Genomic DNA, 11365 nt, shown 5'->3' with positions numbered 1-11365 from the left:
AAAGCGTCCAGCATGGCCACGCCATCCGGTCGGTTGGCGAAGACGGTTTTGGAGCGTTCTTTCGAGACCCGCAAGTCCGGGCTTTGACAGCGCTGACGACGCAACGCCGAATCACTTTCCAGACGCTGCAATCGAGCCCCGCTCAGCTGCACTTCGCTGAAGCACAGCTGCGTGTCGACCGGTCGATCATTCCAGTTGGAAGGTAACCAGATGTCGTCCAAAGCCTTGCCGGTAGCGAGGCGCGCTTCGTCGCCGTATCCCTCGCCCTCGCGAAATTTCTCCAGCTCGATATCGTGATAGGTGGTGCGCTCGTCGCTGATCCGGACTTCCAGTTCACGCCACAGCCTGCCGTCGACGAAGACATAAATAAACCCGGCGCGGCACAACACGGGAGTGCCATGATCGTGAGCGCTGTTGACGCCGGGCAGGGCCACAAACGGTAGCACCGGGACGATCTGGTTCCACTGCTGATCGAGTTGCCTCTGCGTAATGCGGGTTTCCGGGAGCGGCAACAGGATCGGTTTGCCCTGCGTGGTCTCGACCTCCAGCATCAGGCGATGTTGGGGTTCGCCAGACCAGTCCCAGACATGCAACTGGCTTGGCGCACACATGTAAGCGGTGACGGCTTCGGGACGGTCCTGCGCGGTAACTGCATCCAGCCGTTTGCTGGCGTCTTTCTCGTAGAAAGCCAGGCGTTGGGTCGAAGGATGATGCGTGCCAACCACCTGAACGATGAGTTTGTTGATTTCGCAGCACGGGCCACGGCTCAGGGTGCCAACGGGATTGGGCATGTCAGGACTCCTGTCCGGTCGAAGGTTGTTGCAGATGGGATTGCAGGTAAACGGAGTGCTCTTGCTGCTGGCGTTCCAGCGCTTGCTGCTGGCCGCTGCTCAAGGCTGATTGATGACCAACAGCCAGTGCCTGCCACTCGTTGGCCGCCGGGTTTTCCAGCGCGTGCCACTTCATCTGCCCTGTCGCTTTATCCGGCCAGCTGCCGCCATACCAGCTCAGGTGCGTCAGCGGTCCCAGCCAGAACTTCAGTTCGCCGGCGGTACATGCGGGGAAGAAATAGCTCGCAGTAGTGGGGTTCGAATAGCGCAGCACGCCCTTGCGGTTTTGGTCGAAGTTGACGAACAGGATCTGCCGCAAATGAGCCAGCACTTCGGTTGTCGAATGTTCGCTGTGCAGGATCAGGCCGGGCCATTGCTCGGGGACTTGCTGGATCGCGGCGAACAGTTTCGACCCGTCGTCCTTGACCAGCAAAGGGCTCTGCTCGTCATAGGCCGCCAATGGCGTTGAGTCGAAGAGCCGGGTCACGTCAGGCAGCGCAACCTGCCGATAAAGGTTGGGTAGCAGATGCTCGGTGCGCTCCAGCAACAACCACGCGTTCATTGCTTGCCTCCCGCGCCCAGTGCTTGCGCGCATGGGCAGTCCGGCAATGGGCATTCCATAGGCGTCTTGCCTTGCGGCTTCTGGCATAGTTCGACAATCGGCGCATCACCCGCCAGCAGCGCGGGTAATGCCGCGCCGATGCCCTGGCTGTCCGGTGGCAAAGAAGCTGACGCCGCGAGCGCAGTCTGTTTTGCAACGGCCATCGGCATTCCAGGCACTGCGGGCAGCCCCGGCATTGGCGAGCAGCCCAGGAAAATCGGCACGCTACTGAAAATCCCTACGGGTGTGATATTGATCCACTGCCCTCCCGCCTTGATGGTCGCAGTCATGCCCGCATCAATAACCACGTCCAGCTTCGAGTTGAGATGCACCTGTCCGGCTGCACTGACCAGATAACTTGATGCACTGATGTGCTGATTGCCCACCACCGTCAGGGAATCGTCCGCCAGCACCTGCGTCTTGCGCGGTCCGAGGGTCAGGTGATGTTCTTCACCTTGCAGTTCATGGCTGGACAGCCCGGTGACCAGGACGCTGCGCTGGTTGTCGACCTGGATCGACTGGTCGTTGAGCACATGCTCTTTCCAGTCGCGTTGCGCGCGGATGGCGATTTCTTCCTGGCCCTGGCGATCCTCGATTTTCAGTTCGTTATAGCCACCGCCGCCGGGGCTGCTGTGGGTCTTGAGCAGGGTCTGGGTTTTCTGCGCGGGCAGGTCCAGCGGCACACGGGTGCTGGCGTTGGGCAGGCAGGCCTGCACGTAAGGCTGGTCGGGATCGGCCTCGAAGTAGCCGACCACCACTTCCATGCCGACCCGCGGAATCATCGCCGTGCCGTATTGATCGTGGGCCCAACCGGTGGCGACCCGTAGCCAGCAGCTGGCGTGTTCGTTTTGAACGCCTTCGCGGTCCCAATAGAATTTGACCTTGACCCGGCCATAGGCGTCGCAATGGATCTCTTCGCCCGGCGGGCCGCTGACGATGGCGTGCTGGCTGCCGAGGATGCGCGGTTTGGGGTGTTTGAGTGGCGGGCGAAAGGGCGTCAGGCCGGGGATCGCTTCGAAATGGTTTTGGTAGCCCTGGCTGAACTCGCCGGGCTGCGCGGCGCGGTCGCTGTACTCTTCCAGCACTTGCGGCTGTTTGCCTTCATGGACGACGGCGGTCAGCAGCCACTGGGCATTCCAGTCGTCGCGGGGATGTTCGGCGAGGGTCAGCAGATGGCCGCTGAGCAGCGCCGGTTGATCGCTTTTACCGCTGGCCAGTTGATAGTCGCTGCGATGCCGTTCCAACACGGTTTGCGCCTGGCGGTCGCCGATCTGCCGGTCATTAAAGGGGGCCGGATAGCGGTAATCCTCCAGGTCCACGCGCCCGTCCGCCAGCTTCGCACTGGCGCGCATGTCGATCCCGGGTTGTTCGAAATCGTAAGTCTGGCGGCTGACTTTGCCGATGCGGGTGGCGAGGCGCACGCCGAAGGCGTTGATCACCGGTGCCTCGGCCACCAGTCCGTTGCCTTGCAGGTAGGCCGTAGGATTTTTCAGGTTGGGCAGTGCGACAGGGTCGTCGGCGAAGATCAGCAGATGACGATCGCGGCTGTGCTCAAAGTGGAAGGACAGGCCCTCTTCTTCACACAGGCGGCGAACGAAATGCAGATCGGTTTCGTGGTACTGGGTGCAGTAGTCGCGCGGCGGGCAGGTCTTGCTGCTCAGACGGAACGCGAACTCATCGGCGAGAATGCCGTGGTCCTTGAGCACCAGGGCGATGATCTCCGGCACGCTTTGGTTCTGGAAGATCCGGTGATTGTGCCGATGTTCCAGGCGCAGCAGATTCGGCACCAGCCGGATGAAATAGTGGGTGAAACGCTTGCCGGAATCGCCCTGGGCGATTTCGCCGATCTGCCCGTGCAGCCCGTTGCCCAGAGCGTCAAAAGCCAGAAAAGCCTGCCGATGCAGCACGTCTTCAAGCGCTAGATTGGCCCGCTCGCTGACCAGTTCGATGCGCACGCTGAAAGGCCGGCTGACGGCCTCTTTGGCAGTGAAACTCAGGACGCGAAGCCGATGCTCAACCCCCGCGATATCCAGCGTGAAAGTGGCTTGATTGGCGGGGGTGGGCATGGGCAAGTCCTTGGCCTGGGGAAAGGCAAAACTTTGCGCAAAGACCGCTAGCGTGTAAGTCGGAATCGATGGGTTTTAGTTGTGGGATTTTTCCTAAAGAGGCTGCGATTCATCCCGGCTTCGGATCTGAGGCCAAACATTCTCCAAACGAAACCCCCGCCGCGTTGCCTAACGTATTGACCCCCATCGCAACGGAGACTGCTCACATGACTAAGGAATCGAAACGCGAAGACCTGGACCACAAACCGGAAAATGCCGGCAAGGTTGGCGAGGACAACAAGCGGCTCAATCAGCAGGGTGAGCAGGCGCGCCCCGCTACGCCGCCCGATCCGAAGCAGCGTCCGAAAGACGCTTGAATCCTTCGGTTCAGAGCAGGCCTTGCTCGGCGCAGACTTTGACGATCTGTTCGCGAAACCAGGCATTGGCTTCATCCTGCGTGGCCTGTTCACTCCAGACCATGTTCAGGGTAAAGCCGGGCAAGTCGGCGGGCATCTCGCACACTGCAACCCAAGGTTCATTGCCCAGCAGGGTCTGGATACGACGAGGCATGGTCAACACGAAATCGGTGCCGACCACCATTTGCAGGGCGGCAGTGTAGCTGCTGGCACGGGCCATGATCTGGCGCTGCATGCCTTTGCGCTGTAGCCAGGCGTCCACCTGATTGGTATCGGACGTCCAAGTCACCGGGTAAACGTGAGGCCGCGCCGCAAAAGCTTTGGCGTCGATGGCGGCCGTCGCTGGCGCGAACTCGCGGTCCATGACGCAGACCAGATCATCCTCCAGCAGGACTTGGGACATCAGCCCTGTAGGAATGCGCTCGAAATCCGGACTGAAACACAGCGCCAGATCAATAACGTTGTCCCGCAGGCCGTCAACCGGCAGTTCTTTTTCAAGGGTGCGGACTTCGACGGTGACCGCGTAGCCAGAGGCAATGAAACTGCGCATCAGATGGGGTAGCACCAGCAACTGGAAAAATTCCGGCGCACAGACGGTGAACATGGTTTGGCGGTTCGCCGGATCGAACAGTTCCAGGCCGGATTGGCACAGTTCGAAACGCTGCAGGATCAGCAGCACATGACCATGCATGGCGCTGGCCTTGCGAGTCGGGCGCATGCCATTGCGGGTGCAGATGAACAGTTCGTCGTCAAAGTGAGTGCGGAGCTTTTTCAGGCTGTTGCTGACAGCAGCCTGGCTGACATCCAGCACGTCAGCCACCAGGGTGAGGTTGCGTTGCTCGTACATCGAAACGAAAACCGTCAGGTCCTGAATATCCACCTTTTTCGGCACATTATTGTTGTTGTGCATGGACTACTTCCAGACGCCGCGACCGGGAAATCAGGTCAGCCCGAAGACAATAACATCAAAGTGCAATCACGCTCCATCTAGACCTTAGGCGTGTCGACGCTCACACCGAAAGCCGTCGGCCCGGGCGGCCGCAACCTCTTTGACCCCTTCTACGCCCAGCCACCACGCGTGCCCGCGGCTCGGGTAATCCATATAGAACGGCTGCCCCATTTGCGGCGTGGTGATGGAGACATTTTTCTCCCACGCCAGGGCAAGAATTCGGTCGAACGGTTCATGCCAGGCATGCATCGCCAGGTCGAACGTGCCGTTGTGGATGGGCAACAGCCATTTTCCCCGCAGGTCGATATGCGCCTGGAGGGTTTCTTCCGGCTGCATGTGCACGTTGGGCCAATCGACGTTATAGGCGCCGGTTTCCATCAGGGTCAGATCGAACGGACCGTACTGCTCGCCAATGGTCTTGAAGCCATCGAAGTAGCCGGTATCGCCGCTGAAAAAGATCCGCTGGCGCTCGTCATGCATGACCCATGAGGCCCACATGGTGCGATTGCCGTCACGCAACGAACGTCCGGAAAAATGCTGCGCCGGGGTCGCGACGAAGTGCATGCCATGCACCTCAGTCGACTGCCACCAATCCAGTTGTCGCACCTTCTCGGCAGGCACGCCCCACTCGATCAAGGTATCGCCTACACCCAACGGCGTGAGGAAATGCTCGGTCTTGGCCATCAATGCCTTGATGGTCATGTGGTCCAGGTGGTCGTAATGATTGTGGGAAAGGATCACCGCCTTGAGCAGTGGCAATTCCTCAAGGCTGATGGGTGGCTGATGAAAACGCTTCGGCCCGGCCCATTGCACCGGCGAAGCACGTTCGGCGAAGACCGGATCGGTGAGCCAGAAAACGCCATGCAATTTGAGCAGCACCGTGGAGTGACCCAGGCGAAACACACTGTTGTCCGGCGCAGCGAGCAATTGCTGGCGCGACAACGGCTGGACCGGAATTTCGCCGGCTGGACGTGTGAATTTCGGCTTGTTAAACACCGCATCCCAGAACACTCCCAGCGTCCGGAAAAACCCCAGGCGGGTCATGGACGCCTTGTTGCGATAGCGGCCTTCATGCTTCTGCAAGGTCGGCAAGGCTTGGGCTGGCAAGGTCGGATTGGTTTTGGCCATGATTTGCTGACTCCTGGATAGTTTGTCAACCCTGTCGAGCCATTAAACACTGGCGACAGTGACAACGATGTGTAACAGTGTTTTACACTACACGGTGTAGTTTTAAGCTTGCATGAATCAAGATGACAAGTAAACTGCTGAGTGTAATTTTCTCTAAACGCCTGTTTGAAGCGAGACCTATGACTGCTCCCCTGCGACTCACCGACCGAAAACGCGAAGCCATCGTTCTGGCAGCCATTGCCGAGTTTCGCGAGCACGGTTTCGAAGTGACCAGCATGGACCGCATTGCGGCGCGGGCAGAAGTGTCAAAACGCACGGTGTACAACCACTTCCCAAGCAAGGAAGAATTGTTCGCGGAAATCCTTCAGCGCCTCTGGCACCGGATCGGCGAGCTGCCTGACTCGGCGTATCGGCCCGGTGTCGACCTGCGCCAACAGCTGCGTGCCATGTTGCAGAGCAAAATGCGCACCCTCAGTGACAGCAATTGTCTGGATCTGGCCCGGGTAGCCTTGGGCGCAACCATTCATTCGCCGGAGCGCGCCCAGGCCTGGCTGGCGCGCCTGGATGAGCGCGAGGAAACCTTCAGCGCCTGGATTCGCGCCGCTCAGGCCGATGGCCGAGTAAAAGCCGCCGACCCGACCTTTGCCGCCAACCAGATGCATGCCCTGCTCAAAGCCTTTGCGTTCTGGCCTCAGGTCACGTTCAACGAACCCGTACTGAGCGCCGACAAGCAACGCGATGTGATCGAATCAGCGCTGGATCTGTTTCTCGGCTGGTATGAAATCCCGGCCGAATCCAGGGTCGAACCGACTTAAACCTCGCCTCCGGCGACCCGCTCGACGATGGCGCGACGCTGGGCCATCGCTTGCCGGCCGCGCTCCCGCGCCAGGGCGAGCACTTCGGCTGGCGCGGTATCGGGATGACCCGCGTTGAACGGCGGCGCGGGGGCATATTCAAGTTGCAGCTGGACCGTCTGGGCATGCAGTGCATCAAACAATTCGCTGGCCAGGGTCAGGGCAAAATCGATGCCGGCTGTCACGCCGCCTCCGGTCATCAGGTTGCCATCGCGCACCACTCGCTCGTGCACGGCAATCGCGCCAAACTTCTCCAGCAAGTCATGTGACGCCCAATGCGTCGTCGCGCGCTTGCCTTGCAACAATCCCGCAGCCCCCAGCACAAGCGCGCCGGTACACACCGAGGTCAGGTATTTCACGGTCGCGCCCTGCCGCTTGATAAACGCCAGGGTCTCGGCGTCCTCCAGTAACACATCGATGCCCTTGCCACCGGGAATACACAGCACATCCAGCACGGGGCAGTCGGCAAAAGTCTGCGTCGGTTGCAACGCCAGGCCGGTGCTGGACAGCAGCGGGTCGAGATTTTTCCACACCAAATGCACGCGCACATCGGGCAGCGTCGCGAATACTTCGTAAGGGCCGGTCAGGTCCAGCTGCTGCACGCTTGGGAAAACCAGCAAACCTATATGAAGGGTCATGGGTAGCTCCGTTTCAAGATTGATATCAGAAGTGGACGCATCTAAAGTAGCCCGTCAGGATTTGGCGGGTGCGCCATACAACCCACCAATCACGCCAATTTTCTCCCGATTTTCTTCGATGAGTGCCAGCATGACCGACTCGCCACAGACCGTGCACATCCTGGCATTCCCGAACGTGCAATTGCTGGACGTTTGCGGCCCCTTGCAAGTCTTCGCCTCGGCCAATCTCCAGGCGGCTCAGCAAGGCATGCCGCCCGCCTATGCGCTGAAGGTGATCGCCGTCGCTCAACACGGCGTGGAGTCTTCCGCTGGTCTGGGCCTGCAAACCTGGCCGTTGCCGGATGCCGACGAGCCCACCCATACCTTGATCGTCGCCGGTGGCCGTGGCGTGCATGTGGCCGCAGCCGATCCCCAGTTAGTGCATTGGCTGCGAATTCGTGCGCAAAGCGCTCGGCGCGTGGCATCGGTGTGTACCGGGGCTTTCCTGCTGGCGGCCACCGGATTGCTGGATGGCCGTGCGGTGGTTACCCACTGGAACAGTTGCGAAGAACTGGCGCGGCGTTATCCGGCACTGCGCGTTGATCCTGATCCGATCTTTATCAATGACCAGCACTTCTGGACGTCTGCCGGGGTGACCGCCGGGATCGATCTGGCCTTGGCGCTGGTGGAAGCGGATCTGGGCCATGCCATGGCGCTGGCGGTCGCTCGGGACCTAGTGGTGTTTCTCAAGCGTCCGGGTGGCCAATCGCAATTCAGCAATGCACTTTCCTTGCAGACCAGCGGCGGCGATACACGGTTCGCCAGCCTGCACGCCTGGGTCAACGAACATCTTGCCGGTGACCTTTCAGTGTCGACGCTGGCGGCGCAGGCTGGAATGAGTGAGCGCAGTTTCGTCCGCCACTACCGCGCCCAGACCGGCAGCACTCCCGCCAAGGCCATCGAACAACTGCGTGTCGAAGCGGCGCGTCGCCTGCTGGCGGATAGCTCGATGCCAATCAAACGTATCGCCGCGCGCTGCGGCTTTGGCACCGAAGAAACCCTGCGCCGCAGCCTTCTGCGAGCGCTGGCGGTGACGCCGCAGGCTTATCGCGAGCGGTTCAGCAGAGTTTGAAGCTGGATGTTGCGCTGTAGATACTCTGTTGCAGAGTATTGGAATCGCACACATATCCACTATCCCTGCGGGAGCGAGCGGGCGGCGTTCCGACTTGCCCGCGAATCAGACGCCTCGGTGACCCAGCGCTACCGCGTCATCGTTCTTCGCGGGCAAGCCTCGCTCCAACGGGTGCNGCGAATCAGACGCCTCGGTGACCCAGCGCTACCGCGTCATCGTTCTTCGCGGGCAAGCCTCGCTCCAACGGGTGCCGGTGTTTGCTGCGCGACAACGCGGCGTCAGGACGACGGGGGATCTCCCACAGGTGAAATGAAGTGCACCCCACGTTGGCTCCCTAACCAAAAGAAATTAACTTTCATTTATTGATATCTATTTAAGTTTTAGTGTAAATTAATTTCATAACGAAAACAGAGATAACAATAATGATTACCTGTGATCGCATCACCTGCTGCACCTTTGCTCCGTCTTGCGAGCCTTTAGCGATACCTCTGCCGAGATCTTCTGGAACGCCGCTGCCTTGATGGGTTAACGCCCACCGAGTTGCGCTTTTCATACCTCCCTCTTGAGCAAGGAACCGCTGTATGCCGCCCTCCTCTGGCCTGTCGCTGCTGATTTACGCTGCTGTCGCGATCATCGCCTTGATTGTCCTGATCGCGCGCTATCGTCTTAATCCGTTCATTGTCATCACGCTTATCTCCATTGGCCTGGCGCTGGTCGCCGGCATGCCAGCCACCGGCGTGGTCGCAGCCTATGAAGGCGGCGTCGGCAAAACCCTTGGGCACATCGCGCTGGTGGTGGCGTTGGGCACCATGCTTGGCAAGATGATGGCCGAATCCGGCGGTGCCGAGCAGGTGGCGCGCACGCTGATCGACCGCTTCGGCGAGCGCAATGCCCACTGGGCGATGGTTTGCATCGCATTCCTGGTCGGCCTGCCGCTGTTCTTCGAAGTCGGCTTCGTGCTGTTGGTGCCGATTGCCTTCACCGTGGCGCGTCGCGTCGGGGTGTCGATTCTGATGGTCGGCTTGCCGATGGTGGCTGGCTTGTCAGTGGTGCACGCATTGGTGCCGCCGCATCCCGCCGCGATGCTGGCGGTGCTGGCGTATCAGGCGTCTGTGGGGCAAACGCTGTTCTACGCGATTCTGGTCGGCATTCCGACGGCGATTATCGCAGGTCCGCTCTACGCCAAATTCATCGTGCCACGTATCCAGCTGGCCGACGAAAATCCGCTGGCCAAGCAGTTTCTGGACCGCGAACCGCGCGCGAAACTGCCCAGCTTCGGCCTGACCATGACCACGATTCTGCTGCCGGTGGTGTTGATGTTGCTGGGCGGTTGGGCCAACCTGATCAGCACGCCGGGCAGCGGCTTCAACAGCTTTCTGTTGTTCATCGGTAACTCGGTGATCGCCCTGCTGCTGGCGACATTGCTGAGCTTCTGGACGCTGGGTATCGCTCAGGGCATCAGCCGCGACTCGATCCTGAAATTCACTAATGAATGCCTGGCTCCCACCGCGAGCATTACGCTGTTGGTCGGCGCGGGTGGCGGTTTGAATCGGATTCTGGTCGACAGTGGTGTGACCAACGAAATCGTTGGCCTGGCTCAGGATTTCCATCTGTCACCGCTGCTCATGGGCTGGTTGTTTGCGGCCTTGATGCGCATTGCCACCGGCTCGGCAACAGTGGCAATGACCACCGCATCAGGTATTGTCGCCCCCGTTGCGCTCGGGCTTGGCTATCCGCACCCGGAACTGTTGGTGCTGGCCACCGGCGCAGGCTCGGTGATTTTTTCCCACGTCAACGACGGTGGTTTCTGGCTTATCAAGGAGTATTTCAACATGACCGTGGCGCAAACCTTCAAGACCTGGACGGTGCTGGAGACGCTGATTTCCGTGATCGCGTTCGCCTTCACCCTGGTGCTGGCGCAGGTACTCTGAGTGGACATTCTTTACCAGATCCGCGCGCGCCAGGACTCGTTCAGTGCCGGTGAAGGACGCATCGCCAAACTGATCCTCAGCGATGTGGCCTTCGCCGCCAGTGCCAGCCTGGAAGAACTGGCGGCGCAGGCCGAAGTCAGCAGCGCTACCTTGTCGCGGTTCGCCCGCAGCATCGGTTGCCGTGATCTGCGCGACCTGCGCCTGCAACTGGCCCAGGCCACGGGCGTCGGCAGCCGCTTTCTGAACCCGGAACGCGCACCCGAGCAGTCGGCATTTTTCACCCAGATTGTCGGCGATATTGAATCGACATTGCGTCAGCACCTGGCGGGCTTCGATGAAGCGCGCTTCGCGGCGGCGGTGGCGCTGTTGAGTGGCGCGCGGATGATCCACGCGTTTGGCATGGGCGGCTGTTCCAGCCTGTGCAGCGAAGAATTGCAGACCCGACTGGTCCGCCTCGGCTATCCCATCGCCGCCTGTCGTGATCCGGTGATGATGCGTCTGATCGCCGCCACGCTGGGTGCCGAGCAGAGTCTGATTGCCTGCTCACTGAGCGGGCGCACCCCGGAACTGCTGGAAGCCGTGAAGCTGGCGCGCAGCTATGGCACGAAAATCCTGGCGATTACCTTGCCCGATTCGCCCTTGGCGCAGCTAGCGGACGTGCTGCTGCCCCTGCAAATCGCCGAAACCAATTTCATCTACAAACCCACGGCAGCGCGCTACGGCATGCTGCTGACCATCGACGTGCTGGCCACTGAACTGGCCTTGGTCGCCCCTGAAGAAAATCAGGAACGACTGCGGCGGATCAAGCTCGCCCTTGATGACTATCGCGGCGGCGAAGATGGCTTGCCGCTTGGAGACTGAA

11 protein-coding genes and 1 pseudogene are annotated in these 11365 nt (G+C 60.3%); 5 read left to right on the top strand and 7 right to left on the bottom strand.

Annotation, left to right across the window (positions count from 1 at the left end; genetic code table 11):
• The 3 genes and pseudogenes from AFK24_RS03860 to AFK24_RS03850 all read right to left on the bottom strand — a co-directional run.
• Positions 1–791, bottom strand: a pseudogene (locus AFK24_RS03860) (hypothetical protein); the annotation flags it as partial.
• Between the two features lies 1 nt (position 792).
• The gene (locus AFK24_RS03855; protein ID WP_065831980.1) at positions 793–1392 is read right to left on the bottom strand and encodes a DUF4123 domain-containing protein; all 600 of its coding nucleotides are present in this window, start codon (positions 1390–1392) and stop codon (positions 793–795) included.
• A complete protein-coding gene (locus AFK24_RS03850) occupies positions 1389–3497 on the bottom strand; it encodes a type VI secretion system tip protein VgrG (RefSeq protein WP_065831979.1) in 2109 nt (702 codons plus the stop codon). Before AFK24_RS03850 ends, AFK24_RS03855 begins: the two co-directional genes overlap by 4 nt.
• Before the next feature lie 206 nt (positions 3498–3703).
• Here AFK24_RS03850 and AFK24_RS03845 point away from each other — a divergent pair, with 206 nt between their 5' ends.
• Entirely contained in the window at positions 3704–3853 is a 150-nt protein-coding gene (locus AFK24_RS03845) for a hypothetical protein (RefSeq protein WP_065831978.1), read from the top strand.
• Between the two features lie 10 nt (positions 3854–3863).
• On the opposite strand, the gene AFK24_RS03840 is transcribed toward AFK24_RS03845, so the two are convergent.
• Complete coding sequence (locus AFK24_RS03840; RefSeq protein ID WP_065831977.1) at positions 3864–4802, bottom strand: LysR family transcriptional regulator; 939 nt, start codon at positions 4800–4802, stop codon at positions 3864–3866.
• An 84-nt stretch (positions 4803–4886) separates the two neighbouring features.
• Entirely contained in the window at positions 4887–5969 is a 1083-nt protein-coding gene (locus tag AFK24_RS03835; protein ID WP_065831976.1) for an MBL fold metallo-hydrolase, read from the bottom strand.
• A gap of 179 nt (positions 5970–6148) precedes the next feature.
• On the opposite strand from AFK24_RS03835, the gene AFK24_RS03830 reads away from it, so the two are divergent.
• Entirely contained in the window at positions 6149–6784 is a 636-nt protein-coding gene (locus AFK24_RS03830; protein WP_065831975.1) for a TetR/AcrR family transcriptional regulator, read from the top strand.
• Here the strand turns inward: AFK24_RS03830 and AFK24_RS03825 are convergent.
• The gene (locus tag AFK24_RS03825; RefSeq protein ID WP_065831974.1) at positions 6781–7461 is read right to left on the bottom strand and encodes a DJ-1/PfpI family protein; all 681 of its coding nucleotides are present in this window, start codon (positions 7459–7461) and stop codon (positions 6781–6783) included. The genes AFK24_RS03830 and AFK24_RS03825 overlap by 4 nt on opposite strands.
• A 130-nt stretch (positions 7462–7591) precedes the next feature.
• On the opposite strand from AFK24_RS03825, the gene AFK24_RS03820 reads away from it, so the two are divergent.
• Positions 7592–8572 carry a GlxA family transcriptional regulator gene (locus tag AFK24_RS03820; RefSeq protein ID WP_065831973.1) on the top strand — a complete coding sequence of 327 codons (981 nt, stop codon included), beginning with the start codon at positions 7592–7594 and terminating at the stop codon, positions 8570–8572.
• 373 nt (positions 8573–8945) lie between these two features.
• Here the strand turns inward: AFK24_RS03820 and AFK24_RS03815 are convergent, their stop codons facing one another.
• Positions 8946–9125 (bottom strand): hypothetical protein, encoded by a 180-nt coding sequence (locus AFK24_RS03815; protein ID WP_065831972.1) that lies wholly within the window; start codon positions 9123–9125, stop codon positions 8946–8948.
• A gap of 28 nt (positions 9126–9153) precedes the next feature.
• Between AFK24_RS03815 and AFK24_RS03810 the strand changes: the two genes are divergently transcribed.
• Both AFK24_RS03810 and AFK24_RS03805 read left to right on the top strand, forming a co-directional pair.
• A complete protein-coding gene (locus AFK24_RS03810; RefSeq protein ID WP_065831971.1) occupies positions 9154–10503 on the top strand; it encodes a gluconate:H+ symporter in 1350 nt (449 codons plus the stop codon).
• Positions 10504–11364 (top strand): MurR/RpiR family transcriptional regulator, encoded by an 861-nt coding sequence (locus tag AFK24_RS03805; RefSeq protein WP_065831970.1) that lies wholly within the window; start codon positions 10504–10506, stop codon positions 11362–11364.
• The last annotated feature ends 1 nt before the right edge of the window (position 11365 follow it).

Origin of the sequence: Pseudomonas syringae, assembly GCF_001698815.1 — a bacterium.
GTDB classification, from domain to species: Bacteria; Pseudomonadota; Gammaproteobacteria; order Pseudomonadales; family Pseudomonadaceae; genus Aquipseudomonas; species Aquipseudomonas syringae_A.
Note: the sequence above shows the minus strand (reverse complement) of the source record. Positions and strands in the feature narration are given on the sequence as shown.